Source organism: Micromonospora sp. LOL_014 (assembly GCF_048060245.1).
Lineage (GTDB): Bacteria > Actinomycetota > Actinomycetes > Mycobacteriales > Micromonosporaceae > Micromonospora_E.
The window spans coordinates 56732-83631 of record NZ_JBHMIP010000001.1; the positions used below are offsets into that span (position 1 = coordinate 56732).

General features: G+C 71.3%; 25 protein-coding genes. 8 read left to right on the forward strand and 17 right to left on the reverse strand.

Features of this window, described 5'->3' with window-relative positions:
- Positions 1-2: 2 nt before the first annotated feature.
- From ACFHW1_RS00250 to ACFHW1_RS00270, 5 genes are read right to left on the reverse strand one after another with little or no spacing between them, the layout of a single operon-like run.
- Positions 3-299, reverse strand: a complete 297-nt coding sequence (locus ACFHW1_RS00250) for a YciI family protein (RefSeq protein ID WP_416551149.1) — start codon at positions 297-299, stop codon at positions 3-5.
- Complete coding sequence (locus tag ACFHW1_RS00255; protein ID WP_416551150.1) at positions 296-1618, reverse strand: hypothetical protein; 1323 nt, start codon at positions 1616-1618, stop codon at positions 296-298. The genes ACFHW1_RS00250 and ACFHW1_RS00255 overlap by 4 nt, the downstream gene beginning before the upstream one ends.
- Before the next feature lie 57 nt (positions 1619-1675).
- Positions 1676-2488 carry an SDR family NAD(P)-dependent oxidoreductase gene (locus tag ACFHW1_RS00260; RefSeq protein WP_416551151.1) on the reverse strand — a complete coding sequence of 271 codons (813 nt, stop codon included), beginning with the start codon at positions 2486-2488 and terminating at the stop codon, positions 1676-1678.
- Positions 2485-3468, reverse strand: a complete 984-nt coding sequence (locus ACFHW1_RS00265; protein WP_416551152.1) for an alpha-ketoacid dehydrogenase subunit beta — start codon at positions 3466-3468, stop codon at positions 2485-2487. Before ACFHW1_RS00265 ends, ACFHW1_RS00260 begins: the two co-directional genes overlap by 4 nt.
- Positions 3461-4414 carry a thiamine pyrophosphate-dependent dehydrogenase E1 component subunit alpha gene (locus tag ACFHW1_RS00270; protein WP_416614596.1) on the reverse strand — a complete coding sequence of 318 codons (954 nt, stop codon included), beginning with the start codon at positions 4412-4414 and terminating at the stop codon, positions 3461-3463. The genes ACFHW1_RS00265 and ACFHW1_RS00270 overlap by 8 nt, the downstream gene beginning before the upstream one ends.
- A gap of 115 nt (positions 4415-4529) precedes the next feature.
- On the opposite strand from ACFHW1_RS00270, the gene ACFHW1_RS00275 reads away from it, so the two are divergent.
- Both ACFHW1_RS00275 and ACFHW1_RS00280 read left to right on the forward strand, forming a co-directional pair.
- Positions 4530-5660, forward strand: coding sequence for a mandelate racemase/muconate lactonizing enzyme family protein (locus ACFHW1_RS00275; protein WP_416589922.1), 1131 nt, complete (start codon positions 4530-4532; stop codon positions 5658-5660).
- Positions 5661-5945: 285 nt separating this feature from the next.
- Entirely contained in the window at positions 5946-6215 is a 270-nt protein-coding gene (locus ACFHW1_RS00280; RefSeq protein WP_416551155.1) for a hypothetical protein, read from the forward strand.
- Between the two features lie 22 nt (positions 6216-6237).
- Here the strand turns inward: ACFHW1_RS00280 and ACFHW1_RS00285 are convergent, their stop codons facing one another.
- The 9 genes from ACFHW1_RS00285 to ACFHW1_RS00325 all read right to left on the reverse strand — a co-directional run bounded on the left by ACFHW1_RS00285 (position 6238) and on the right by ACFHW1_RS00325 (position 14007).
- A complete protein-coding gene (locus ACFHW1_RS00285) occupies positions 6238-7107 on the reverse strand; it encodes an AraC family transcriptional regulator (RefSeq protein ID WP_416551156.1) in 870 nt (289 codons plus the stop codon).
- A 112-nt stretch (positions 7108-7219) separates the two neighbouring features.
- Positions 7220-7702: a GNAT family N-acetyltransferase gene (locus tag ACFHW1_RS00290; RefSeq protein WP_416614672.1), complete on the reverse strand. Its 483-nt coding sequence runs from the start codon at positions 7700-7702 to the stop codon at positions 7220-7222.
- Between the two features lie 38 nt (positions 7703-7740).
- A complete protein-coding gene (locus ACFHW1_RS00295; RefSeq protein WP_416614597.1) occupies positions 7741-8112 on the reverse strand; it encodes an ArsR/SmtB family transcription factor in 372 nt (123 codons plus the stop codon).
- A gap of 107 nt (positions 8113-8219) precedes the next feature.
- Positions 8220-8585 carry an L-rhamnose mutarotase gene (locus tag ACFHW1_RS00300; RefSeq protein WP_416551158.1) on the reverse strand — a complete coding sequence of 122 codons (366 nt, stop codon included), beginning with the start codon at positions 8583-8585 and terminating at the stop codon, positions 8220-8222.
- Positions 8582-9418, reverse strand: coding sequence for a carbohydrate ABC transporter permease (locus ACFHW1_RS00305; protein WP_282233411.1), 837 nt, complete (start codon positions 9416-9418; stop codon positions 8582-8584). The genes ACFHW1_RS00300 and ACFHW1_RS00305 overlap by 4 nt, the downstream gene beginning before the upstream one ends.
- On the reverse strand, positions 9415-10377 hold the full coding sequence (locus tag ACFHW1_RS00310; RefSeq protein ID WP_416551159.1) for a carbohydrate ABC transporter permease: 963 nt from the start codon (positions 10375-10377) through the stop codon (positions 9415-9417). Before ACFHW1_RS00310 ends, ACFHW1_RS00305 begins: the two co-directional genes overlap by 4 nt.
- Positions 10378-10449: 72 nt before the next feature.
- Positions 10450-11748, reverse strand: a complete 1299-nt coding sequence (locus ACFHW1_RS00315) for an ABC transporter substrate-binding protein (protein WP_416551160.1) — start codon at positions 11746-11748, stop codon at positions 10450-10452.
- 16 nt (positions 11749-11764) lie between these two features.
- On the reverse strand, positions 11765-12766 hold the full coding sequence (locus ACFHW1_RS00320) for a Gfo/Idh/MocA family protein (RefSeq protein ID WP_416551161.1): 1002 nt from the start codon (positions 12764-12766) through the stop codon (positions 11765-11767).
- Positions 12763-14007 (reverse strand): M20 metallopeptidase family protein, encoded by a 1245-nt coding sequence (locus tag ACFHW1_RS00325; protein ID WP_416551162.1) that lies wholly within the window; start codon positions 14005-14007, stop codon positions 12763-12765. Before ACFHW1_RS00325 ends, ACFHW1_RS00320 begins: the two co-directional genes overlap by 4 nt.
- A 108-nt stretch (positions 14008-14115) precedes the next feature.
- On the opposite strand from ACFHW1_RS00325, the gene ACFHW1_RS00330 reads away from it, so the two are divergent.
- Complete coding sequence (locus tag ACFHW1_RS00330) at positions 14116-14985, forward strand: amidohydrolase family protein (RefSeq protein ID WP_416551163.1); 870 nt, start codon at positions 14116-14118, stop codon at positions 14983-14985.
- Positions 14986-14992: 7 nt separating this feature from the next.
- On the opposite strand, the gene ACFHW1_RS00335 is transcribed toward ACFHW1_RS00330, so the two are convergent.
- Positions 14993-15625, reverse strand: a complete 633-nt coding sequence (locus ACFHW1_RS00335) for a GNAT family N-acetyltransferase (RefSeq protein WP_416614599.1) — start codon at positions 15623-15625, stop codon at positions 14993-14995.
- Positions 15626-15829: 204 nt separating this feature from the next.
- On the opposite strand from ACFHW1_RS00335, the gene ACFHW1_RS00340 reads away from it, so the two are divergent.
- The gene (locus ACFHW1_RS00340; protein ID WP_416551165.1) at positions 15830-16486 is read left to right on the forward strand and encodes an alpha/beta fold hydrolase; all 657 of its coding nucleotides are present in this window, start codon (positions 15830-15832) and stop codon (positions 16484-16486) included.
- Positions 16487-16623: 137 nt separating this feature from the next.
- Here ACFHW1_RS00340 and ACFHW1_RS00345 read toward each other — a convergent pair whose 3' ends face one another.
- On the reverse strand, positions 16624-18483 hold the full coding sequence (locus ACFHW1_RS00345) for a S8 family peptidase (RefSeq protein ID WP_416551166.1): 1860 nt from the start codon (positions 18481-18483) through the stop codon (positions 16624-16626).
- 256 nt (positions 18484-18739) lie between these two features.
- Complete coding sequence (locus ACFHW1_RS00350) at positions 18740-20209, reverse strand: hypothetical protein (RefSeq protein ID WP_416614601.1); 1470 nt, start codon at positions 20207-20209, stop codon at positions 18740-18742.
- A 212-nt stretch (positions 20210-20421) separates the two neighbouring features.
- On the opposite strand from ACFHW1_RS00350, the gene ACFHW1_RS00355 reads away from it, so the two are divergent.
- From ACFHW1_RS00355 to ACFHW1_RS00370, 4 genes are all read left to right on the forward strand, one after another.
- Positions 20422-22242: a glycosyltransferase gene (locus ACFHW1_RS00355; protein WP_416551168.1), complete on the forward strand. Its 1821-nt coding sequence runs from the start codon at positions 20422-20424 to the stop codon at positions 22240-22242.
- 126 nt (positions 22243-22368) lie between these two features.
- Positions 22369-23682, forward strand: coding sequence for an ABC transporter ATP-binding protein (locus tag ACFHW1_RS00360; protein WP_416551169.1), 1314 nt, complete (start codon positions 22369-22371; stop codon positions 23680-23682).
- 96 nt (positions 23683-23778) lie between these two features.
- Positions 23779-24528, forward strand: a complete 750-nt coding sequence (locus ACFHW1_RS00365) for an HAD family hydrolase (protein WP_416567842.1) — start codon at positions 23779-23781, stop codon at positions 24526-24528.
- Positions 24525-26894, forward strand: coding sequence for a glycoside hydrolase family 65 protein (locus ACFHW1_RS00370; protein ID WP_416551171.1), 2370 nt, complete (start codon positions 24525-24527; stop codon positions 26892-26894). The genes ACFHW1_RS00365 and ACFHW1_RS00370 overlap by 4 nt, the downstream gene beginning before the upstream one ends.
- Positions 26895-26900 lie beyond the last annotated feature (6 nt).

The following is a 26900-nucleotide window of genomic DNA, read 5'->3' on the forward strand; positions in this document are numbered from 1 at the left end:
GTCTACCTCCCGAGGGATTGCGGTGTGGCGGCCAGGTACTCGGCCACCTCGATGGCCGTCCACACCCCGTGCCGCCAGTACGGATCGGCCTCGCACACCGCGCGGGCGGCGTCAGCGTCGGCGGCCCGCACGATGAGCACCGACGCGCTCAGATCGGCGTACGCGCCGGCGACCAGCGCGGTGCCGTCGGCGAGCAGGGTGGCGACCCGGTCCAGGTGGGCGGATCGGTGCGGCCCGCGCCGCTGCGCCGCGTCGGCGGCGTACCTGACGGTGACCAGGTAGGTCGGCTCGAATCTCACGCGTCACCGCCGATCGCTTCGAACAGCCGCTGCATCGCCACCCGGTAGACCGTCTGCGGGCGACCGGCTCCGGTGCTGACGTGCACTCCGACCTCGTCGGCGTAGCCGGCGGCGCGCAGCGAGTTGAGCAGCCGGCGTGCCGAGCGGGCCTCCACCCCGTACGCATCGGCCAGGCTGCGGGCGGTGACCTCGTTGGGGTCCAGCTGATGCAGCGCCTCCAGCAGGCGTCGGGTGGACAGCGGGCCGAGTTTGAGCTGCTCGGAGACGCGCAGGATGCCGGGCGCGGTCTCCCGCAGGCGCTGCTTGACCGGGCTCACCCGGGTGGAGTGGATCTCCCCGTCAGGGAAGACGACGTGGGTGTCGCCGCTGCCCCGGCTCAACGCGAGGGCCTTGCGGGCGTTGTCCTCGGCGGCGGCGATCGTCGTGCCGGCACCGAAGCCGACGGTGTGGCCGCCGTCGACGCCGCGCAGGGTGAGCAGGGAGGCGTGGCCGGCCCGGTGACGGGCGAGGGCGCTGTCCACGGTGCCCCGGGTGGTGGTGATCACCATCGTCCGGTCGTCGATCATGCTGAGCCGCCCGCGCATCCGTTCGGCGTGTTCCAGCAGCGCCTCGCGCAGCCGCAGCCGCTGCCGTTCCACCTCGTACGGGTCGTGCCGGCGGCTGGCCGGCTCGGCGAACTCGATCATCATCACGGCGATCTGGGTGGCCCGGGACTGCCGGATCTCGGCGGCCAGCCAGGCGCGGCGCAGCGCGTCGCGCACCGACGCGCGGGTGTGCTCGACCCGCCAGACCGGCACGCCCGCCTCGCGCAGGTCGCGGTGCACCGCACCGAGGCAGGTCAGGCAGGCTTCGACGGCACCGGTGGCGTACCGGTCGCGGTGGTAGGCGGTGACGTCGTCGAGGGTGGCGTAGAGCAGTCCGGTCGAGTCGGCGATCGGCAGGATCTCGGTCGGTGCGGGCACCTCGATGTCGTGGTACGTCTCCCGTACCACCCCGGCCTCGATGGTGTCGACGCTGACCGTCGGCAGCTGCCCGCCGGTCGCCAGCAGCATCCGGGACAGGGTGCGGTAAAGGTCGATGCCGCCATGGCGGATGTAGTCGACCTCGGCGCGCAGGTCACCGGCGGCGGTGGCGAGCGCGTGCGGGATCCGGCCGGTGAACAGCAGTACCTGGCAGAGCTCGTCGAGCTCGCGGGCCAGTTCCGGGGCCTGCTCCGGCCGGGCGTACGCGCGGCTGGTGAGTTCGCCGGCCCGCCCTTCGCCGGCGGCGACCTCCTGGACCAGCCGGATGGAGTCCTCCGGCCCGATGATGCCGATCATGTGTTGCTTGCCTCCACGTCGTCGCCGGCTTGCGGGCGGGCTGCTCAGCCAGGCCGTTCAACCGGTGTAGACGGTGCCGGTGATGCTGGCCGACAGTGGTGCCGCGAGCAGCACCAACGCCGACGCCACATCTTCCGGCCGGCCCAGGTCGGCTTCGATGTCGGCGACCCGGCCGGCATCGACCCCGTTGGTCCGCGCCTCGTCCAGCGAGCGGCGCATCAACGGCGTGTCGATGTCGCCGGGGCAGAGCGCGTGCACTCTGACCCCCCGTGGGCGAAGCTGGCGGTCCAGGGTCAGTGCCAGGCCGTGCAACCCTCCCTTGCTCGCGCCGTAGGCTACCGACCCGGAGCCGGTGAGCACGCCCGCCTTGGAGCCGACCAGCACCAGCACCCCGGTGCCGGCGGCCAGGTGCGGGACGGCGTGCTTGGCGACCAGGAACGGCCCGGTCAGGTTGACCGAGAGCACCCGGTGCCACAGCTCGATCGGCACACCGGTCACATCCAGGCCCTGGCCCTGCATGATCCCGGCGACATGCAGCACCGCGTCGATGCCGCCCCAGGCGGCGGCGACGCCGCCGAACGCGTCGGCCACCTCAATCTCGACCGTGACGTCGACCTGACGGGAGTAGGCCGTGACACCGAGGTGGCGAACCTGTTCGGCGGCGCGGGCCGCGCCGGCTCCGTCCGCGTCGATGACGGCGACCGCGGCGGCGCCGGCCGTGGCGGCGGCCCGGACGGTGGCCAGCCCAATGCCGGAGGCGCCGCCGAGCACCACGACCCGCCGTCCGGCCAGCACGGGCGCCGTACCGCTGGCCGGTGTGGCCGCCGCCGGATCCTCCGCCGGCGGGGTGTCCCGGGCGTCGCTGGTCACGCGCCGACCGTCCGGCGCACGGCGGCGGCCACGTCGGCGGCCTCCGGCACGACGGCGGCCTGCAACGCCGGTGCGGCCGGCATCGGCACATCCGGGCAGGCGACCCGGGCGATGGGGGCACGCAGGTCGGCGAAGCACTCGGCGGCGGCACGGGCGGCGATCTCCGCGCCGAAGCCGCCAGTCAGGTTGGCCTCATGGGCCACGACGAGCCGGCCGGTACGGGCCACCGACGCCGCGACGGTGTCGAAGTCGAGCGGATTGAGCCAGCGCAGGTCGATCACCTCGGCGTCGATGCCGTCGTCGGCGTGCAGCTGCCCGGCGGCGTCCAGCGACGCGGACACCATTCGGGACCAGGCGACCACGGTGACGTCCGCGCCGGGGCGGACCACCCGCGCGCCGCCGACCGGCTCCACCGCCGCGTCGGTGCGGACCTCGCCCCGAGTCGGGTACAGCATCCGGGCCTCGCCGACGACCACCGGGTCGTCGCTGGCCACGGCGGTACGCAGCATCTGGAACGCGTCGTCCGGAGTGGCCGGTAGAGCCAGCCGCAGCCCGGGGGTGTGCGCGAAGTACGCCTCCGGGGAGTGCGAGTGCTGGGCGCAGGCACCGGGGGAGTAGCCCTGCTGCATCCGGATCACCAACGGCACCCGCCACCGGCCGTTGCTGGCGTAGTGGATCGTCGGGATCTGGTTGACGAACTGGTCCATCGCGACGAACGAGAAGTCGGCGTACATGATCTCGGCGATCGGCCGCAGGCCGGTCATGGCCGCGCCGAGCGCCATGCCGAGGAAGCCGGACTCGGAAATCGGGGTGTCGAAGATCCGTGCCGAGCCGAACCGCTTGTGCAGCCCCTTCGTCGCGCCGAACGGTCCGCCGGGCAGGGCGACGTCCTCGCCGAAGTAGATGGTGTCGTCCCGGCTGTCCAACGCCCAGGTGAGGGCGGCGTTGACAGCCTGGATGTAGCGCAGGGACTCAGGCATGGACATGCTCCTTGACGGTCGCCGGGTCGGGCAGCGTCGTGGTGCGGGCGGCGGCGACGGCGGCTTCGATCTCGGCGTCCACCTCGGCGTCGATCGCGTCCAGGGCGGCGGTCAGCGCCGCGTCGGCGGCCTGCCGGATACGGGCGAGGGGTTCACGCTGACGGGCGGCGGCGATCTCGCCGGCCGGCCGGTAGTGCTGGGCGTCGCCGCTGTAGTGCCCGACCAGGCGTTCGGTCATCGTCTCCACGATGGATGGGCCGGAGCCCTCGCGGGCGCGGGCCACCGCCTCGTCGACGGCGGCCGCGACCGCGTCCGGGTCGTTGCCGTCGACGACCCGACCGGGTACGCCGTAGCCGGGTGCCCGCTCGGTGAGCTGGCGTACTCGCACCATGTCGGAGATGCGCGACATCTCCGAGTAGACGTTGTTCTCCACGACGACGACCAGCGGCAGGTCCAGCACGGCGGCCATGTTGATCGCCTCGTGCACGTTGCCCTGGTTCATGGCGCCGTCGCCGATGCTCACCACCGACACCGCGCCGGAGCCAGTGCGCTGCGCGGTCAGCGCCGCCCCGGTGGCTACCGGCACCCCGGCGCCGACGATGGAGTTCTCGCCGACGAACCAGCGGCTCGGGTCCGACAGGTACGGCGAGGCGGCCCGGCCGCCGCACAGCGCGCTGTCGCGGCCCATCATCTCGGCGAACAGTCCGGCGAGGTCGACGCCGCGAGCAATCGCCCAGCCGTGGCCACGGTAGGTGGCAGTCACGTAGTCGCCGTCACGCAGCGTACGGCAGGCACCGACCGGGATCGCCTCCTGGCCGTCGCACAGGTGGATCGACCCCGGGATCTCGCCGCCGTCCTTGAGGGCGGTCAGTCGCTCCTCGAACCGGCGGATCCGGGTCATCGACCGGTAGTCGTCCGGCAGCCCCATCACACCCCCAACGCTCATTAGTCCCTTATTGAGGCTCGTTGAGAATGGAGCCTAGACCAGGGGCATCATGCTATGGAAGAGTGAGGTGGCAAGTTTCTGGCCGTTATAGGTCTCAAATTTTCTGGGGGCAGCTATGGAGATCGTCGCCGTCGACTCGGTGGTGCTCGGCGACGCGCACTTCGTCCAGGTGCACACCGCCGACGGGCTGACCGGCGTCGGCCAGTCCGCCTGCTGGGGCTACCCCGCGGCGGTGCACGCCGTGGTCGAAGCCTTCCGCCCGTACCTGCTCGGCGCCGACCCGCGGCGGATCGAGCACCACTGGCACCACCTGTACCGGATGGGGCCGTTCCGCGGCTCGGTGCTCACCGCCGCCGTCTCCGCGATCGACATCGCGCTGTGGGACGTGCTCGGCAAGCAACTCGGCGTGCCCGTCTGGCAGCTGCTCGGCGGCCAGGTCCGGGACCGGATCCGGCTGCACCTGCTGCTGGGCGGCACCGGTGCCGACGACCTGGCCGCCCAGGCGGCGGCCGCCGTCGCCGACGGGTTCACCGCCGTCAAGTTCGACCCGCTGCCGGCCGACTACGCGAACCTGTCGGTGGCCCGGCTGGTCGCGCAGACCGAAGCCACCACCGCAGCCGTGCGCGACACCGTCGGGCCCGACGTCGACCTGCTGATCGAACTGCACCGCAAACTCACCCCGCTACAGGCCGAATCGGTCGTACCCGTACTGGCCCGGCACCTGCCGCTGCTGGTCGAGGACCCGATCCAGATCGACAGCGTCAGCAGCCAGGCCGACGTGGCGCGTCGGGCGGCCGGCGTACCGATGGCCAACGGCGAACGACTGCACACCATCTGGGAGTTCAAGGAGTTGCTCGCCCAGGGCGGTGCCCAGTACGTGCGCCCCGACGTCGGCCTGGCCGGCGGACTCAGTCACGCCCGTAAGATCGCCGCCCTGGCCGAGGCGCACCACGCCGCCGTGGTCACCCACAACTGCCTCGGCCCGCTGCTGACCATGGCGTCGGTGCACCTCGACGCGGCGATCCCGAACTTCGTCGTGCAGGAGTACTCGCCACTGGACGACACCCTCGCCGCCGGCCCCGCCCGCCCGGCGGTCCGCCGTGACGGCGGCTTCCTGCCGGTGCCCGACCAACCGGGCCTCGGCGTCACCCTCGACCTGACCGACGCCGCACCACTGGACCTCACCGGCCGGCCACTGACCCGGATTCCGCGCCGCGCCGACGGCTCCGTCGCCTACGCCGTCTGAGCCGGATCCTTCCGGCCTGCCCGACCCCTCCGGCGTACTGTGTCACTCCAATTCCGACAGGTCGGACGAGCGAGGGGTCGATACGCTTGTCGGCATGTCGCAACCGACGCCCGAGACCCGTTCGGACCGGCAACTGGTCTTCGCCTCCGACGAGGTGATGGGCCGGATCGCGCAGCAGGTCCAGCCGCAGATCCAACAACCTGCGTCGCGCCGTCGGCGACCAGCGGGGCCAGCGTCGCGGCGACCGCGCTGTGGGCCCTGCAGTTCGCCACGCTGATCGCGATCTTGGCGGTCGTCACCACCCTGGTCCGGCGGCGCGCCACCCCGGCTGAGCAGGGTGGTGACACCCCGCCCAGCCAAATCCTGTTGCGTGCCGTGCGCGGCGCGCTGTTCACCGTCGTCTGCGCGGCACTGGTGCTGGCGTGGCAAGGGCTGTCGGTCGGTCAGATCGCGGTGCTCGCCGGGACGATCGCCGCCCTCCTGCATCTGGCACCGATGTTCATCGCCCGGCTACTACTGCGCCGCCGACAGCGCGGCGACGCAGCAGCCCGGTGACTCGCCCCGTGACCCGGTGACCTCAGGCCGGTTCGACCGGTAGCCACAACTCACAGGTCGCGGTGCTGAAATCGGCAGCGCGGTCGAGCACCGCGACCATCGACGGACCTGGCCGCAGCCGCCACGGATTCGACGGGAACCAGTCGGCCGCCGTCGCCGCCCAAGCCGACTGCAGGGCCTGCGGGTACGGCCCGGCGACGCGGAAGACCGCCCACCTGCCGGCCGGTGCCGTCACGGCGTCCAGGTCGGCGGGCGTGGCCGTCTCCGCCGCGACCGCGACCCCGTGCAGGTAGGTCAGCTCGCTGCCTTCGGTGGCGTCCGGGTCGAGGTCGGCGAAGACCTGCAACAGGCCGGCCGGATCGGTGCCACACAGGTCTTTCAGCCGCCCATGCTCCTGGGCCGGCAGCGCGGCGATGTGCTGCTGGATGTGCGGGTTGACGCCGTGGTGGATCAGCGGGACCCGGGTCGCGTGTCCAACGAGCCGAAACTCGGGCCGGTCGACGATACGGGTGTCCATCGGGATGCTCCCTTCGACGGTCAGGCGGAACCTGAGCTGTAACTGGCTGCGAAGGGGGCCTCCATCGCGGCGCACGTCACTCGGGCCGACACCGTGGACCGCCCGGAACGCCCGCCCGAACGCCTCGGTCGAGCCGTACCCGTGCCGGACGGCGATGCTCAGCAGATCGTCGTCGCCGCGCACCAGCTCGGCGGCGGCAACCGTCATCCGGCGTCGGCGCACGTACTCCGACAGCGGCATCCCGGCCAGCGACGAGAACATCCGCCGCAGGTGGTACTGGGTCGTGCCGAGCGTCCTGGCCAGCGCGTCCATGTCGAGCTCCTCGGTCAGGTGCTCTTCGACGAGGTGGACCAGCCGGTTGAGTGCCGAGATCACGTAGGCCTCCCTTCGACGTCCAGCCTGGCCGAGCGCACCCTGGCGGTGCCCGACCGTCGTGGCCCGATCCGATCATCCGGCCGCCCGACCCGGTTTGGGCGCCGATCAGACGTCAGTCGGCGATCGGGCTGCGGCGCTCGAGCAGCACCACGTCGCGCCAGCGGCCGTGATGGCAGCCGACGCGCTCACGGGTGCCGATGGTGCGGAAACCACAGCTGTGGTGCAGGACGAGGCTGGCGGTGTTCTCGGGGAACACCCCGGCCTGGATCGTCCAGATGCCGGCCTGCTCGGTCGAGGCGATCAACTGCCGGAGCAGCAGCCGGCCCACGGCGCGCCCACGGGCGTCCGGGTGGACGTAGACGGAATGCTCGACGACTCCGGCGTAGACGCACCGGTCGGAGACCGGGGTGCACGCGGTCCAGCCGAGGACGGTGAGGTGAGCGGCATCGGCGTCAACGGCGACCCAGCGGTGGTCCGGCAATCGGGTGGCCGTGAAGCTGTCCCAGCCGGGCGGTTCGGTCTCGAAGGTGGCGTTGCCGGTGGCGATGCCGAGCCGGTAGATGTCGAGCACGACGTCGCGGTGCACGTCGGTCATCGGGATGAGCGTCACCGGCGGTGCCGCGCCGGTGTCGGTCACCGCGCGGCTCCGGCGGTGGTGGCGACGTCGAGGAGCCGGGACAGGGCGGCGAGCCGGGTCGGGACGATCCAGTAGTACACCCAGGTGCCCCGGCGCTCGCAGTCGATCAGGCCGGCTTCGCGCAGCACCTTCAGGTGGTGGGAGATGGTCGGCCCGGTCAGGGTGAACGCCTCGGTCAGGTCGCAGACGCACACCTCGCCGTCGGCCTGGGACGCGATCAGCGACAGCAGCCGCAGGCGTACCGGGTCGCCGAGGGCCTTGAAGCCGGGGGCCAGGCCCGTCGCCGCCCCGTCGGTGAGCGCCTCGTCGGTCAACGGGGCGCAGCAGGTCGACGGGTCCGGCACGACCGGCAACTCTTGTCTTGACACACGTCTAGTTTGACAATCATCAAGTCGGCGCGCAACCTTGCTGTATAGATATCCGTCTAAGCGGTGATCGAGGTGCGGGACGTTCCGTTGCCAAAAGCGGTCCGCTGTCAGGCGGGCGGCGGTGGGTGGCCCGGATGGTCGAAGACCGGGTACGCCCAGAGCGGCTCGCCGTCGGCGTCGGCGACCTCGGCGAACAGGTGTGCCAGCGAACGGGTCCACCGGGCCTGCACCTGCGACGCGGCGGTGACCCGGCTGGCGTTACCGAAGCCGTTGCGGGTCCGCAGCACGCAGATCAGCATTAGCCCGTACCGGTAGATGCGGTAGTCGTAGATGCCGGCCTCGTCGATCAGCGCTGACAACTCCGGCCAGACCTCGGCGTGCCGCCGCTCGTACTCCTGCTCGGCGCCGGGGCGCAGCCGGTACACGTGACACAGCTGCGCGCCCGGCGTCTCGCTGTCGGCGGGTGCGCTCACTTGCCGGAGCCCGCGAGCGCGCCGGAGACCAGTTGCCGCTGGAACACCAGGTAGACGATCAGCACCGGCAGCAGCGCCACGATCAGGCCGGCGCTGACCAGCGGCACCGACACGTCGTACTGGCCGGACAGCAGCGACACCCCGACCATCAGGGTCTTGGAGTCCGACCCGCCCATGATGACCAGCGGCAGCAGCAGGTCGTTCCACATCCACACGAAGTTGAAGATGGCCAGCGCGGCCAGAGCCGGGGTGGCGATCGGCACCAGGAGCCGGAACAGGATGGTGAAGTGCCCGGCACCGTCCATCCGGGCGGCTTCGATCAGCTCGTCGGGCACCTGCTGGAAGTAGCCGGCCAGCTGGTAGGTGCCCAGCGGCAGGCCGAACGCCGCGTACGCCAGGATCAGCCCCTGGTATTCGCCGGACATGCCCAGGTCGAGCACGGTCTGGTAGAGCGGGTAGATGATCGCCTGGCTGGGGATGGTCAGCGTGATGATGATCAGCAGGAAGACGGCCTTGCCGCCGCGGAAACGCAGCTTCGTCACCGCGTACGCGACGAGCAGCGCGGCCAGCACCGACAGCACCAGCCCGCCCGCGGTGGTGATCAGCGAGTTGAGCAGCAGCCGGGGCATGTCCATCCGGCGGAACGCCTCGGCGTAGTTTTCCAGGGTCACCCCGGTGGTCGGCAGCCCGAGCGGGTCCTCGGCGAAGCCGTACTGCGTCTTCAGTGAGCTGATCACGGTGAACAGCAGCGGGTAGATCGCCGCGACCGCGACGACGACCAGCGCGAACGTCAGCAGGTAGCGCCCGAGTCGGGCGGTGGTCCGTCGGCTCATCGCGGCTTGCGGGTCCCCTCTTTGAACATGTGCCGCACGGAGAAGATCGACAGCACGGCGACGAAGACGAACAGGGCGATGCCGATCGCGGACCCGTAACCGCGGTCGAGGAAGGTGAAGGTGGTCAGGAAGACCAGGTACTCCGGCAGCATGGTGGCGTCACCGGGGCCGCCCTGGGTCAGCGCGTAGATCAGCGGGAACAGCCAGATCAGCACCCCGGAGGCGCACAGCACACTCCAGTACGCCACGGTCGGGCGCAGCATCGGCACCACGATCGAGAACAGCCGTCGCCAGAAACCGGCCCCGTCGAGGTACGCCGCTTCGAGCATCTCGTCGGGAATGGTGGCCAGCCCGGCCAGGTAGGTCATCACCCCGAGCCCGAAGAAGCTCCACAACGCGACGGCGACCAGCGAGAAGAGCGCGCTGTAGCGGCCGTTGAGCCAGGCGACCGCCAACGGGTCGAGCCCGATCGTGCGCAGGCCGGCGTTGATCGGGCCGTCGGGCGCGAGGATCTGGCGGAACATGATGCCGACGACGATCGGCGCGATCGTGTACGGGACGAAGTAGACGGCCCGGAAGAACTTCCAGCCGGGGGCCCGCTGGTGGATCAGCACCGCCAGCACCAGCGGCAGCACCACCCACACCGGCAGGGTGGCGACCACCATCAGCGCGTTGCGGAAGCTGGTGATGACCATCGGGTCGTCGAGCATCCGCAGGTAGTTGTCGGCGCCGGCGAACGTGGCGCCGCCGAAGCCGGCCGACGACTCCATGCTGGTGATCACACCCCGTACCAGCGGCACCAGTTTGAACGCCACGGCCAGCGCCAACGCCGGGGTCACCAGCAGCGCGGCCAGCCACCACTCGCGGGCGTGCCGGTGGCGGCGGGCCGGCCGGCGGGCGGATACGGGCGTCCGGTCGGCGGACGTCGGCTCCGGTGCCGGCGCGGTGGAGATCGTCATCGCGGTGTCCTTAGCCTGGCAGGGGTGCCGTCGATGGGCAGGCGGTGCCATGCCTGCCCACCGACGCGGCGGTCAGTTCTGCTGCTTGGTCGGGCTGCGTTCCAGGGCCTGCTGCATCTGTTCGGCCCACGCGTCAACGGTGAGCTGGCCGAGCGTGACCTGCTGCCAGCCGCGGGCCAGCGCGTCGGCCTCCGGGCCGGAGAGCATCACGCCGGCGTGCAGGGTCGGGTCGGCGACCAGTTCCTGGATCTTGAGGAACGCCGGTGAGTCGGGCAGCAGTGCGGAGTCCACGTTCCTGTTCAGCGGCTGCCCCTTCGCGTACTCCACCCACAGCTCGCCGTTCTCCTTGCTGGCCAGCCAGGAGATAAAGGTCAGACCGGCGTCCTTCTTGTCGCTCCACTGGGTGACGCCGTAGACGGCGCCTTCGATGCCGGAGAACTTCTGCGCCAGCGGCGCGTCCGGGTTGATCACCGGCCATCGGGTGACGCCGAGGGTCTCGTCGCCGAGGGCCTCGCCGAACGCCTGCCAGTTGACCGCGTCGGAGATGATCGTGCCGGCGAAGGCGGCGTCACCGCGCTGGAAGATGTCCGCGCCATCGGGCAGCATGGTGATCGACGGAGCGTTGTCGTTGGCCCAACCGCTGGTGGTGATCTCCGCTAGCTTTTCCAGCGTGGACACCAGCTTCGGGTCGGTCCAGGAGATGGTGCCGGCCAGCAGGGCGCGGATGTCGTCCTCGGTCAGGTAGTTGCGGGCAATCTCCGGGAAGTCCCAGTACGCCGGGAAGGTGCCGGACAGCCCGAGCGCCAGGCAGGTCTTGCCGGTGGCGGCGACCGCCTCGCAGGCCGCGCCGAACTCGTCCCAGGTGGCCGGCGGCTGTTCCGGGTCGAGCCCGGCGGCGGCCAGCACGTCCTTGTTGTAGTAGAGGACGTTGCCCTGGTAGGAGAACGGCACGCCGTAGCAGTTCTTGCTGGTGTCGAAGTCCTCGCAGGTGCCGCTGTAGGACACCAGGTCCTTGTTGATCTCGGCCGCCTGCTCGCCGAGCGGCACGTACGCGTTGCGCCGATCGAACAGCTCCAGCCCGGCGTTGTTGGCCATCACGTCCGGCCCGGACTGGGAGGTGATGTACGGTCCCTGTACCTCGGGGTACTTGTCGAACGGGACCGATTCCATCTCCAGCTTGATGTCCGGGTGGCTGGCCTCAAAACGGCTCTTGACCTGCTGCCAGTATTCGGCACCACCCGGCTCCCAGGTCAGCACCTTGAGGGTGACCGGTCCGTCGGCGGTGCCGTCGTCACCGCCGCAGCCGGTGAGCAGCACGGCGGCTGCCGTCCCAGCGGCGGCGAGGCCGGCAAGGGTACGTCGTCGATTCATCCGGTGAAGCTCCTAATCAGCGAGAGATGTGGCGGATCCGGTGGGTAGCGCCACCGGCGGCGGCGCTGTCGGCGATGGCGGCGGCGACCTCGACCACGCGCAGGCCGTCGGCAAGCGGTACGACCGGACTGTGGTCGCTGCCGTCGACGCGGTGCAGGAAGTGCCGCAGTTCGGTGGCGAGCGCACCGCCGCCGTCGGCGGGCGACACCTGCCAGTCCGGCGCTTCGGTCTGTTCGGCCTGCACCAGCAGGGTGGGGTGGGCGAGGTCGACGTGACCGACCCCGTCGGTGCCGTACACCTCGACGAGGTCGCTGGTGTGGTTGGGCGAGTGTTCGGGCAGCAGGTAGCTGTTGCGGATCGACGACACGACGTCGTTGGCGTGTCGCAGCTCCGCCCAGACCAGGACCGGCGTGGCCGATCCGGGTCGGGTCCGGGCCGTGGCGCGCACCTCGACCACCGGCGCCTGCGCGTACCACAGAGCGAGGTCGATGTCGTGCACCGCGGTGAGCAGCGCGGGATGCTCGTGCGGGAAGAGTCGGCTCAACGTGCGCGGCCGGTCCCGGCGCGACGAGACGGCCAGCACCCGGCCGAGTCGGCCGGCGCGTACGGCGTCGTACAGTGCCCGGTGCGCAGGACTGAACCGCAGGATGTGGCCGGGCTGGCAGAGCACGTCGTGCGCCTGGGCGGCCGCGACGATGGCAGCGGCGTCGTCGACCGTCGTGGCCAGCGGCTTTTCCAGCAGTACGGGTACACCGGCGGCGAGCAGCGCGACGGCGACCGCCCGGTGGACCGGGCCGGGTACGCAGACCGAGGCGGCGTCGGGCCGGGCCACGGCGAGCAGTTCGGTGACGGTGCTGAAGGTGCGGCCGATGCCGTACTGCCGGGCGACGTGTTCCCGGGCGACCGGGTCGGGGTCGACGACGGCGTCGACGGTGACACCGAGTGATCGGTAGGCGGCCACATGCCGGGTGCCGAACGCGCCGGCTCCGAGCACGGCGACCCGCGGTTCGGAGTTCATCGGTCCGCCGCCCCGGTGACCCGTCCCGGTTCGGCTCGTGCGGACGGCTGTGCCGGGATCGTGGTGCCGGGCTGGGCGAGCCCGCCGGCGAGGACGGCCCGGGTCAGCCGTTCCAGCACCGTCACCCCGACGCCGATGCACCGTTCGTCGACGTCGAACGAGCCGGAGTGCAGTGGCGCACCGCCGACTGTGCCGTTCGACACGCCGAGTTTGACGTACAGGCTGGGGCCGAGAGCGCCGAGCAGTGCGAAGTCGTCGGTGGTCAGCGGTGGGACCGACAAGGGGTGCAGGTCGACAAGACCGGGCAGTACGGCGTCGGCAAGGGCGACGAGCTGGTCCGCGTTGCGTACCGGCGGCATCTCGTTGGCCCAGGTGAAGCGTAGGTCGAGGTCGAGAGCGTCGGCCTGCCCGACGGCGACCCGTTCGATCGCCTGTTTGAGCCGGGCCCGGGCGGCCGGATCGTGGGTGCGCAGCGTGCCGGTCGCTTCGGCGCGTTCGGCGACCTGGCTCTGGCTGGCGCCGCCGGTGATCGTGCCGATGTTGAAGGCGACCAGATCGTCGGGGTTCTGTGCGCGGGCGACGGCGGCGTGCAGGGCGGTCACGGTGGTGGCGAGACCGAGGATGGCGTCGCGGCCGCTGGCCGGGGTGGCGGCGTGTGCGGCCCGGCCGACCAACTCGACGCGGAAGGCGTCCTTGGCGGCCATCGCGGTGGTCCGGTCGACACCGAGGGCTCCGGCGGGTAGTCCTGGCCAGCAGTGCAGCCCGAGTACGGCGTCGAAGCGCCGGTCGGCGAGTGCCGGGTCGGCGAGCACGGCGGCGGCCCCTGAGTCGGCGCCGAACGGGATCTCCTCTGCGGGCTGGAAGAGCACGGTGACGCTGCCGGCCGGTGGCGGGTCGCCGGCGATCCGGGCGGCGACCCCGTACGCGACGGTCATGTGTACGTCGTGCCCGCAGGCGTGGCAGACGCCCGGGGTACGGGAGGCGTAAGGCACCTCCTTGGCATCCGACACCGGGTACGCATCCATATCGGCCCGAATAAGTACGGCTGGTCCAGGAGCGGCGGAGTTGAGCTCCAGAAGCAGTCCGGTGCCGGCTATGCCAGTGTGTAGCCGGCCCAGTGGTCCCAGCAGTCTCTGCAGTGTCGCTGCCGTCTGCTGCTCCTCGAAACGCAGCTCAGGGTGCTGGTGAAGTTGGCGCCGCAACTGCGTCAGCGCTTCGACCTCGCTGCCTGCCAGCGTCACCTAGCTTCACCTCACGTGTGACATAAATCCGGACCTAATAGAGACAGAACTTAGGTCAGCGGGTGCGTCGCGTCAATGGGCTGGTCGGATCCGGGTTAGGGTCCGGCCATGGAACGGGCCGACGCACACCTGCACCTGTTCGCCGACGGCTATCCGGGCCGGTACGGCAGATCCCCGTCAGGCGGGCAAGAAATATCTATATACCAGGACATACGGCGAGAACACGTGATCAGCCGTGCTCTCGTCGTCGGCTACGAGGGCGAGCCCCGCTTCGCCGGCAACAACCACTACCTGGCGAGCCTCGCCGCCGTACACGACTGGCTGGCCCCGGTCGCCTACCTGCACCCCGGCGGAACGAAACCCGGCGACGAGAACGGCGGTCGGCGGAGCCAGACCGGCGACACCGCACCCGGCCACTGGCTGGCCGCCGGGTTCGTCGGCTTCGCCGCCTACCTGGGCGACCGGGACAGCGCCGACTGGTTCGCCGACTGGTTGACTCGGCACACCGCCACCGTCAACCGGGCGCACTGCCTACTCAGCTTGAACGCCGTACCGGCCGCTGTCGCCCGGCTCGGCCCGGCGCTCGCCGCGGTCGGCGACTGCACCGTGCTGTTCAGCCACCTCGGTCTGCCTGGCCGGCAACCCGCACCGCCGGCACCGTCGACGGCAGCCACCATCCTCGCCCCGCTGGGTGGGCTGGCCAGGCTGCCCCACGTCGGGGTGAAGGTCTCCGGTCTGTACGCGGTCAGCGACCCCCCGTACGACCACCCGCACGCGGCCGCCCGGCCCTTCGTCGAGCAGCTGATCGAGTGGTACGGGCCACAACGGCTCTACTGGGGCTCCGATTTCCCGCCCTGTCTGGACCACGTCTCGTTCGCCCAGACACTCGATCCGGTCGGCCTGGTCGGCCTGAGTGCCGACGAATATGCGGACGTGGCCGGCCGGAACCTGCTAAGGACTCTCGGCGACAACAGGTAGCGGATGGTCAACGATCGTTCACCCGGGGTCGGGGCTCGCGCCACATCGGCCAGATCGGCGGGCCGTCGGGCAGCCGGACCGGTCCGTGCGGTCGGTAGCCGTGCCGGAGGTAGAGATCCCGGTTGCGGGGCGTGGTCGCCTCCAGGTAGCCGGGGGTGCCGTAGCCGTCCAGATGCCGGTGGTGGTGCCGCAGCAGCGCACTGCCCAATCCACTGCCCTGCCGCCATGGCACCACCGCCAGGTAGGCCAGATGCCAGTGCGGCTGCCACGGATGGTGCGCCGCCAGGATCCGGCCCAACGCGGCGAAGCGGGGTTGCCACCGTCCGGTCGCGGTTAGCAGTTGCAGCTCGTGGTCGCTGACCGCCTCCGGCTCGGTGGGCGTACGTCGCCCGCGCGGGTGCCAGACCGCGACCCCGCTGAACTGGCCGGCGACGTGCACCGTACCGCCGGCCCGGATGGCGTGATCGAGCTCGATGGTGAACAGCGTCCGGAAGATCTCCGCCCGTGCCTCCAGGTCACTGATCAGCCACTGCGACACCGGCGCGATCAGAAACGCCTCGGTGAGCAGGGTGGCGGCCTGCAGGAGGTCGTCCACTCCGGCGGTACGGATCGTCACTGCGGCTGGGTGGATCGCGGTCATCAGCGGCCTCCTGCCGGTCGGCGTATCTGCGCGACGGGTTGGCCCAGCCGGTGGGCCGGGCAATGCAGGTGACGCCCGTGGTGCCGGGCCGGATGGCGTAGCGGCAGGTCAGATGCCCGACACTCGTACTGTCGGTGGTGGATGCTGCAATACCCCGACCGGCGTCGGTGTGACGACCGGTGTCGCGGCAGAAGCGGAGGCTCGGTGGCGACGTTCGTGCTGATCCCCGGCGGTGGGACCGATCCGTGGTACTGGCACCGGCTGGTCGACGAGTTGCGGGTCCGTGGGCATGAGGCGATCCCGGTCGACCTGCCGTGCGAGGACGACGCCGCAGGGCTCGACGAGTACGCCGACACCGTGGTCGCCGCGATCGGCGGTCGGGCGGACGCCGTACTGGTCGCGCACTCGCTCGGCGGCTTCACCGGGCCACTGGTGGCCGCCCGGGTGCCGGTGCGGATGCTGGTGCTGCTCAGCGCGATGATTCCGGTGCCGGGCGAGACCGCCGGGGACTGGTGGGCGAACACCGGTCACGCGGCCGCCCTGGCCGGGCAGCCCGAGTCGGACGTGCTCGCGCTGTTCACCCACGGGATGCCGGACGACCTTGCGGCGGAGGTGCTGCGGCACGACCGAGACCAGTCCGGCACGCCGTTCGGACAGCCCTGGCCGCTGCCGGCCTGGCCGGATGTGCCGACCCGGTTCGTCGTCTGCCGCGACGACCGCTTCTTTCCCGCCGACTTCATCCGCGGCCTGGTCGCGCAGCGGCTCGGCTTCACGCCTGACGAGATCGGCGGCGGCCACCTGGCGGCGCTCACCCACCAACGGGAGTTGGCCGACCAGTTGGAGGCGTACCTCCTCGACTGACGCGACCAGGTGCCCGCCGAGCGTGCAACCGGCGCGCACCGGACCGGGGGGCGCCGCAGGTCCGCGGCGCCCCCCGGGCTCGGTGCACTGTCTCGCCGGGCCCGGTCAGGGTCGACCCGACCGGGCCCGGGACAGGATCACAGCTCGAGCGACCAGGTGTTGATGTAGCCGGTGTCGCCGCTGAAGATGTCGCGGACCCGCAGCTGCCAGGTCCCGTTGGCGGTCTCCGACGACAGGTTCACCGGGTACGTCTCGATCACGTTGTCGGCTCCGTCGAAGAACGCCCAGCTCTTCAACCGGTAGGAGGAGCCGTCCGGGGCGATCAGGTCGACGATCAGGTCACCCCGGTAGGTGTGCTGGATGTTGACGTCCACCGTCGACGACGACGAGGGGGTGCTGCTGCAGCCGCTGATCGAGATGCTGCTGCTCACCCACGATCCGCTGTCCGGGATCGCCACGTCGGTGCCGTTGGTGCCGGTGCAGCTGCCGCCCGGACCGATCACCGTCAGGGTGAACGTCGCGGTACGGGTCGCCGAGCTGCCGGTGCCGGTGACGGTGACCGGGTAGCTGCCGCCCGGAGTGCTCGCCGAGGTGCTGACGGTCAGGGCGGCCGAGCCGCCCGAGGTGACGCTCGACGGGCTGAAGCTGGCGGTCGCGCCACTCGGCAGACCGCTGGCCGAGAAGCTGACCGACTGGGCCGATCCGGACGTGGTGGCGGTGGAGACGGTCGCCGTCACCGAACCACCCGGGGTGGTCGAGCCGGACGTCGGGCTGACCGACATGGAGAAGTTGTCCGCCGGCGGGGTGCCGTCGTTGACTACGTACAGCAGGCGGTTGGGCGAGCCGCTGCCCGGGTTGCCCACCGCGCCCACCGTCGCGTTGTCGTACAGGTAGTCGCGGACCTCCTGCGGGCTCCAGCCGGGGTTGGTCGAGGCGACCAGGGCAGCCGCGCCGGCCACGTGCGGCGCGGCCATCGAGGTGCCGCTGATGGTGTTCGTCGCGGTGTCGCTGGTGTGCCAGGCCGAAGTGATCGACGACCCGGGGGCGAACACGTCAAGGCAGGTGCCGTAGTTGGAGAAGCTGGACCGGCCGTCGTTGCTGGTGGTGGAGCCGACGGTGATGGCTTCGGTGACCCGGGCCGGGGAGGTGTTGCAGGCGTTGGCGTTGCTGTTGCCCGCCGCCAGGCTGTAGGTCACACCGGCCGCGATCGAGTTGCGCACCGCGGTGTCCAGCGAGGTGTTGGCGCCGCCGCCGAGGCTCATGTTGGCCACCGCCGGCAGTTCGGCGTTGTCGGTCACCCAGTCCACCCCGGCGATGACCCCGGCGGTGGTGCCGCTGCCGGAGCAGTTCAGCACCCGGACGCCGACCAGGGTGACGTCCTTGGCGACGCCGTACGCGGTGCCGCCGACGGTGCCGGCGACGTGCGTACCGTGGCCGTTGCAGTCGTCTGCGGACCCGCCGTCGACGGCGTCGAAGCCGCTGACTGCCCGGCCGCCGAAGTCGTTGTGACCGAACCGGATCCCGGTGTCGATGATGTACGCGTGCACGTTGGACGCGGTGTTCGGGTAGGTGTACGAGTCGTCCAGCGGCAGATCGCGCTGGTCGATCCGGTCCAGCCCCCATGACGGCGGGTTCGGCTGCGTGCCGCTGATCCGTACGGTGTGGTTCTGCTCGACGTACTCGACCGCTGGGTGGGCGGCGATCCGGGCCGCCTGCTTGGCGTTGGCGGAGATCTCGAAGCCGCGCAGCGCGGCGGCGTAGGTGCGGGCGACCGTCCGACCGTGCTGGCTGGCCAGGTTGCGGGCGGTCGCGGCGACCTGTCCCCGGGTGACCGCGCTCTTCTTGAAGACCACGATGTAGCTGTCCGGTACGGCGGTCGGTCCACCAGCGTGCCGGATCGTCCCCTCCGGTTCGGCGGCGGTGACCGGTCCGGTGACTGCCGCCACCATGGCCAGTGCGGTGGCACCGACGATGATGATCCTGCGGGGGAGATTCATCTCCCGTCCTCCCATCAGATCGGCAGGGCGTCAGTCCGCTGACGGTGACAGCGGATCAGTGAACGCCGATCTTGCTGAGAGTAATCTGAGCGGACACTGGCAAGTTATATTCCGGAACGTCTATACCACTGGTGCGATGGAACCGACGGGATCATCGCCCACCTGCAATGCCGTGCCCGAACAGCGGGTAGTGCCGGGTGGTCCGAAACAAGGAATTTTCGTGATCGCCCCTTGGTGGGGGGCGGGTGATCGAGGCTCAGCGGGAGACCAGCCGACGGCGTACCCCGCGGGCGTACTTGCGGGCGACGAAAACGGTCGCCCGGCCGAGGCTGCGTGCTCCACCGACGGTGACCGTCTGCCCGGCCCGTCGGCCGCCGCGCGGTCCGGCCGTAGCCGAGCCGCCCGCCGCGCCCGACCCGGCTGGGGTCAGGTCGACCACGTCGTACTCGCTGCCGGTCTCCCACCGTTGCCCGTGGCTGGCGGCAACCGCCTCGACCAGCGCGCCGTCGGCGGTACCGGCGTGCAGCGCCCGGCTGCGGGCCGCGGTGGACCACAACTCGACGGCGTGGGTCGGGGCACCGGCACCGGCCGGCAGCACCCGGAGCAGCCCGCACCGCCACTTCTCCATCGCCTCGACCAGCGAGCGGACGGTCCGCGGACCGACGCCCAGCCGGGCCGGCACCCGGAGCAGGTACGGCGCGGGGAAAGCGGTCACCGGAGCGCTGCTGACCATGCGTACCCGTGGTTCGCTGCGGTACTCGGCGGCCAGCAGCCGCAGGTCGGCTCGGCTGCTGTCGGTCCCGCTGCTGTCGGTCCCGGCCACGGCCCAGTCGCCGACCAGGGCCACGTGCAGGTCGCGCTCGTCTCCGCCGAGCAGCCGGTCGACGCAGGACCGGACCACCTGGTACGGCTGGTCGACCGGTATCACGACGGTCACCAGTGGCACCTGCCAGACCCGGCCGGGCCGGTTGCGACGCTCGCGGGGGAACGGCACCAGGTCGGTCAGCTCGGCGTCGGCCCGCTCCCCGGCGGTGACCGAATCCGCCGGGGCGGCCGTCCACAGCGTCGCCGCCGGCTCCGGCACGAACACCGCCCCAGCCTGCGCCAGCCGGTAGGCGACCTCGACGTCAGCGCCCTGGAACCGGTCGGAGCCGGCCTGGTAACGGTCCCGCTGGAAGGCGTAACCGGTGCCGGCGGCGGCCAGGAAAACGAGATGGTCGGCGGTGCGGAGCTGATGCGTGGTGTCGATCAGCCGGGCCAGCCCGGGTTCGACCGTACTGCCCGGGAAGAGCTGGCCGAGGGTGCCGGCGCTGGCATGGGCCACGATCACGTCCGGGTCCGGGGCCCGGCCGGAGAAGATCATCGGTACGGCGACACTGACCGCCGCCGGACTGGCCTGCTGCCAGCGGGTGAGCGCCGAGACCAGGTCCGGTGCCGGGACCGCACCGGCCGGAATCCGGACGATGATCTCGCCCTTCGCGGCACCGACCTGGTCGGCGAAGTCGCTGTCGGCGGTGACGGTGACGATCTGCAACAGCCGGTCCGGGTACCGCTGCTGGCGCAGTGCGGCGACGGTACGGGCGGCGCCCGCCGGGTCGCCACCGTCGCCGACCACCAGCACGCTCACCTGGGCGGTGGGCGCCGGGTGACCGGGCTCCACGGGGGCGATCAGGGTCCAGTCGTTGTGTGGTGACGGAGCGGCGGACACGGCACCAGGCAGGGACACGCGTGCAGCGTACCGGAAGCCTGGCCGGTAGCCTCTGCCGTGATGTGGGTCGGTGTCGCGTGCCTCGACCCGACGTGGTGCTCCGAGCCGGAACGACAAGGTGGCGCAGGGTGGCGGAGAATGCGGTGGGCGGCGTCGTGCGCGGCGGGAGCCCCGAGCACCGGCGCTGGTGGTGGCGGGTCCGATTGCCTGATCGACCGGACGGCCGTCCAGTGTCCGGGCCGACCACCGGGGCGGCCCGCCGCGCGCTGGTGGACGCCGACTCGGTGGCGGCGCTGCGCCGCCTGCTGGCTGAGCCGGCCGCGGCTACGCCGACCCGCCAGCTGGTGGTCCGGGTACGCCGTTGGCGTCCGCCGACCGCCGGCTGGTCCGGCCGGCTGGGCCCGGTACCGGGCCTGCGGCGGCACCGGGTGCGGCTGCCGCGCGGTGGCGGCAACGCACGGCTGAGCGTGGACCTGGCCGAGCCGGTCCCGCTGCACGATCTGCTCACCGCCGCGCTGGCGGTGCTGGCGCCGGTCCGGCCGTTGCCGCGACCGGCCAGCGCCGACGTCGCGGCGGTCGGGGTGGCGCCCGGCTGGCTGCCGGTCGACGCCAACCACTCGGTGACCGGGGCGCTGACGACGAACCCCGAGATTCGCGGGTACGACGTGGTGCTCGCCCCGGACGCGGCGACGCTGGCCGCGCCGTCGGACCTGGTCGGGGTGGCGGTGACCGCCGGTGGCACCGGCGCCCGGGTGGCCAACCGGCAGCCGCTGGTGCTGATCGATTCGGCGGTGGCGAACCCGGTCGGCCGGGGTCGCTGGTACGGGCCGACGGAGCCGACCGGAGTGTTGGAGTTCCTGCCCGGCGACCCGGTGTCGGGCTGGCAGGTGCGGCCGGCTGAGTCCGATCCGGCACCGGCGAATTCGCCACCGGTCGGGGTGGATTCCCCAGCAGCCGATGCGATGCCGGTGGCACGCGGCGGGTTGGTCGGCGCGCCGCTGTCCGGCGACCAGCTGGCGGCGATCCGCCGGTTCACCCACCTGACCTGCCCCGACGTGCCGGCGGTCGCGCCGGCGGCGGAGGCGACGCTGCTCGCCCAGCTGGCGGCGACCGGTGCCGTGCTGCGGGTGCCGCAACTGCCGCCGGCGGTAGCGGACCGGCTGGCCGAGCCGTTGCTGGCGGTGCTGCGCACCGACCTGCCCGGGGTCGGCGCGGATCCGTTGGAGTGGGAGATCCGCAGCGTACGGCAGCGGTCGGCGGCGTTGCGTGGGCACGCCGCCGCGTTCGCCGCCGGTGACGTCACCGGCGACACCTTTCCGGCGCTGGCGGCACCGCCGTCGGTGAGCGCGGTGCTGGTCACTCGGCGTCCCGAGTACCTGCCGGATGTGGTCCGGCAGCTGGCCGGGCAAACCTACCCCGAACTGGAGATCGTGCTCTGCCTGCACGGTATCGAGTTGACGGCGGACCTGCGGGCGCGGCTCGGTGAGTGTGGCCGGCCGATCCAGATCTTCACCGCGCCGGCCGGGTTCAGCTTCGGGGAGGTGATGGGCGCGGCGACCGCTCGGGCGCGGGGCAGCCTGGTCACCAAGGTCGACGACGACGACCTGTACGGCCCGGAACACATCTGGGACCTGGTACTGGCCCGGGAGTACTCGGGCGCGATGCTGGTGGGCAAGGCGGCCGAGTTCGTGGTGCTGCAGATGCTCGGGGTCACGGTCCGTCGGGCGGCGGTGCCGCCGGAGGCGTACGGCGCCCCGGTGGCCGGCGGCACGATGTTGATGGCGCGCGGGGACCTGGAGGCGGTCGGTGGTTGGCGGCCGGTGCCCCGGTCGGTGGACCGTGGCCTGATGGACCGGGTGCTGCGCGCCGGCGGGCTGATCTACCGCACCCATCCGCTCGGCTACCTGTACGAACGACGGGCGGCCGGGCACACCTGGGACGCCGGTCTCGACTACTTCCTGCGTCGAGGTGGCCAGCAGTGGGACGGGGTACCCCGGCACCCGGAGTTTGGTACATCGTTGGCCGGGTTACCCGAAGTAACCGCTCGGTAGCTAGCTCGACCCTCCCGGTAATCGGGCTGTCACAGTATGAACATGGCACGTTTACCCGATGTGCCAGGGCGATGGCGCTCGTCACAGTCATTCGGGGGCCGGCAACCGATGGCTGGGGAGGTGGCGGTGACCACCGTCGCGCTCAAGGATGTATCCAAGGTCTTTGTTGACGGAACCGTCGCCGTCGACAAGGTCAACCTCGACGTCAACGACGGTGAGTTCATGGTGCTCCTCGGCCCGTCCGGCTGCGGCAAGTCGACCGTGCTGCGGATGATCGCCGGGCTGGAGGATCCGAGCAGCGGTGCGGTGCTGCTCGACGGCGAGCTGGCCAACGACATTCCGCCCCGGGACCGCCGGGTCGCGATGGTCTTCCAGGACTTCGCCCTCTACCCGCACATGTCGGTGGGGGACAACATCGCCTTCCCGCTGCGCCTGTCCGGAGTGGAGACGGCGTCCCGGCAGGAGCGGGTGGCGGACGTCGCCAGCGCGTTGGGCATCGGCGACGTGCTCGCCCGCAAGCCCAGTCAGCTATCCGGTGGCCAGCGGCAACGGGTGGCGATGGGGCGGGCCATCGTCCGCCGTCCCGGCTTGTTCCTGATGGACGAGCCACTGTCTAACCTGGACAGCGGGCTGCGGGCCGAGCTGCGGGCGGAGATCTCCGGGCTGGTCCGCGAGCTCGGCGTCAGCACCGTCTACGTCACCCACGACCAGGCCGAGGCGCTCACCATGGCCGACCGGGTGGCAATCATGCGCAAGGGCGTGCTGCAGGACGTCGGCACCCCGACCGAGGTGTACGGCCGGCCGGCCACCCTCTACGTCGCCGCGTTCCTCGGCAGCCCCCGGATGAACCTGCTGGAGGCCTCGGTCTACGTCCATCTCGACCGCTACGTCGCGCTCAACCTGGGCGAACAGACCCTCTACCTGCCCTGGACCGATCTGCGCGCCCGGGCCGTGTCGCACTACCACGGGGAACGCATCGTGGTCGGCCTGCGGGCCGAGGCCCTGACCCCGGTGGCCCCCGGCAGCTCGGACGACGTGCTGCAGGGCCGGATCCGGTTCCTCGAACACCACGGCCACGAGTCGTTGGCCTACCTCGACATCGGGGCCACCGCGATCGTGGTCGACGACCTCGCCGGCACGGCGGTGGAGCCGGCCGGCACCGGCAGCCGGCTGCGCCGGTTCGGCGGCGTGATGCAGCGCCTCACCGGTCGGTCCGTCGGGCGGGCGGGCGTCGCCGACCAATCGGCCGAGTCCGGCCCGGACCGGGAGAGCGTGCTCAGCGACCCGGGGCGGCACCACCGCCGGCCGGCCGAGCTGGCCGTGCGACTGGCTCCGTACCCGGCGGTCACCACCGGCCATCCACTGGCCGTCTCGGTCCGGATGGACGCCCTGCACTTCTTCGACGAACGGGGTGACCGGATCGACGTCGGCTGGCGATGAGTGGGCAGATGGCGATGAGTGACTAACCGGTCACCATGGGCTGGCGCGCTGGTGGAAACCGAGCCGGCCGACCGGAGATCAGGTTAGATTGGCTGCGTGCTCGGTCTACCCGCTCATGTGACCGCCTGCCTGTTCGACCTCGATGGGGTGTTGACTCAGACCGCGAAAGTGCACAACGCGGCGTGGGAAGAAACTTTCAACAACTTCCTCCGCGCCCGAGCCGACGAGACCGGCCATCCGTTCCAGCCATTCGATCCGGGCGCCGACTACAGCCGGTACGTCGACGGTCGGCCACGGTCCGACGGGGTGCGTTCCTTCCTCGCCTCGCGAGGCGTTGAGCTTCCCGAGGGGTCGGCGGACGACCCCCCGGAGGCCGACACCGTGTACGGCATCGGCACCCGGAAGAACGAGGTGCTGCTGCGACGCATCGCCGAGGACGGGGTGCAGGTCTACGACGGTTCGCTGGCCTACCTTCATGCTGCCCGCTGGGTCGGGCTGCACCGGGCCGTCGTCTCGGCCAGCGCCAACTGCCGGGACATGCTGATCGCGGCGGGGATTGAGGAGTTGGTCGAGGTGCGGGTAGACGGGGTGATCGCGCGCGAAAAGGGCCTGCGGGGCAAGCCGGAACCGGACACGTTCCTGGCCGCTGCCGCGCAGCTCGGCGTCGAGCCGGGCAACGCTGCGGTGTTCGAGGACGCGCTGGCCGGCGTGACGGCGGCGCGTGCGGGGGAGTTCGGCTGTGTCATCGGTGTCGACCGAGTCGGCATCGGTGACGAACTGCTCGCCAACGGTGCCGACATCGTAGTGAGCGATCTGGGGGAGTTGCTGGTCGGAGCCGAACGGTGATCCGCGAGCGGGCCTACCCCGTGGAGCCGTGGCACGTGCGGGAGATTCGGCTCGACTTCGACATCCTGGCCCAGTCGGAGTCGGTCTTCGCCCTCGCGAACGGGCACGTCGGATTCCGCGGCAACCTGGACGAGGGCGAACCGCACGGCCTGCCCGGCACCTACCTGAACTCGTTCTACGAGTTGCGGCCGCTGCCGTACGCCGAAGCCGGCTACGGCTTCCCCGAGTCCGGCCAGACGCTGGTCAACGTCACCAACGGCAAACCGATCCGGCTGCTGATCGACGACGAGCCGTTCGACGTGCGCTACGGCGACCTGCTCTCCCACGAGCGGGTGCTCGACCTGCGGGCCGGTCTGCTGGACCGCCGGCTGGAGTGGCGCTCGCCGGCCGGGCGTACCGCCCGGGTCCGCAGCACCCGGCTGGTGTCGTTCACCCAACGGGCGGTCGCGGCGATCTGCTTCGAGGTGGAGGCGGTCGACGAACCGTTGCGCATCATCGTGCAGTCCGAGCTGGTCGCCAATGAGGAGCTGCCGGCACAGAGCAAGGACCCGCGCGTCGCGGCGGTGCTGGAGACGCCGCTGCAGGCCGAGGAGCGGCTGGTGCAGCCCGACGGCGGGCTGCTCATTCACCGGACCAAGGCCAGCGGGCTGCGGATGGCGGCGGCGATGGGGCACGATATCGACGGCCCCGGCGAGGTGTCGGTCAGCACCGAGGGTTTCGACGACTGGGTCCGGACCACCGTCTCCTGTCTGCTGGAGCCGGGGCAGCGGCTGCGGATGGTGAAGCTGCTGACGTACGGTTGGTCCAGTCAGCGCTCGTTGCCGGCGCTGCGCGACCAGGTCGGCGCGGCGTTGGCCGGCGCCCGGATCTCCGGCTGGGAAGGGCTCTGCGCCGAGCAGCGCAAGTACCTCGACGACTTCTGGGGCCACTCGGACGTGCGGGTGGACGGCGACCCGGAGATCCAGCAGGCGGTCCGGTTCGGGCTGTTCCACGTGCTGCAGGCCGGTGCCCGAGCCGAGCAGCGGCCGATCGCGGCGAAGGGCCTGACCGGACCGGGATACGACGGGCACGCCTTCTGGGACACCGAGATGTTCGTGCTGCCGGTACTGACCTATACCCAGCCAGGGGCGGTCGCCTCGGTGCTGCGCTGGCGGCACTCGACCCTGGACCAGGCGCGGGAGCGGGCCCGAATGCTCGGGCTCAACGGGGCGGCGTTTCCGTGGCGGACCATCCGTGGCCAGGAGTGCTCGGCGTACTGGCCGGCCGGCACGGCCGCGTTCCACGTGGCGGCGGACATCGCCGACGCGGTCCGACGGTACGTGCACGCTACCGGGGACGTCGAGTTCGAGCGGGAGATCGGCCTCGAACTGCTGGTGGAGACCGCCCGGTTGTGGCGTTCGCTGGGCCACCACGACCGGCACGGCCGGTTCCACATCGACGGGGTGACCGGGCCGGACGAGTACACCGCCGTGGTCGACGACAACATCTACACCAACCTGATGGCGCAGCGGAACCTGCTGACCGCCGCCGACTGCGCGCTGCGCTACGCCGACCGGGCCTGGGTGCTCGGCGTCGACGACGAGGAGACCGCGGCCTGGCGGGACGCGGCGCTGTCGATGCACGTCCCGTACGACGACGAGCTGGGCGTGCATCCGCAGTCGGCCGGGTTCACCCGGCACCAGGAGTGGGACTTCGCCGGCACCCCGCAGGACCACTATCCGCTGCTGCTGCACTACCCGTACTTCGATCTGTACCGCAAGCAGGTAGTCAAGCAGGCCGACCTGGCGCTGGCGATGCACTGGCGGGGCGACGCGTTCACCGAGCAGGAGAAGGCCCGCAACTTCGCCTACTACGAGCGGCGTACGGTGCGGGACTCGTCGTTGTCGGCGTGCACTCAGTCGGTGATAGCCGCGGAGACCGGCCATCTGGAGCTCGCCCACGACTACATGGGTGAGGCCGCGTTAATGGACCTGCACGACATCAACCGCAACACCCGCGACGGCATCCACGTGGCCGCCCTGGCCGGGGCGTGGCTCGCGCTGGTCGCCGGCTTCGGGGGGATGCGTGACCACGGCGGGGAGCTGACCTTCGCTCCCCGGCTGCCGCAGCGGATCAACCGGCTGGAGTTCGCCATGATGTGGCGGGGCCTGCGGCTGCGGGTGGCGGTCCAGCATGACGAGGTGACCTATTCGCTGCGTGACGTCGACCCGAACGCCACCGTTGACCTTACCCATCACGGCGAGCCGATCACGGTGGCTGCGGACAAGCCGGTCACCCGGGCGATCCCGCCGGCCAATCCGGTCGGTCCGCCGCCGCAGCAGCCGACCGGCCGGTCACCGGTACGCCGGTCGGCGCGTACCGACTGACCACCT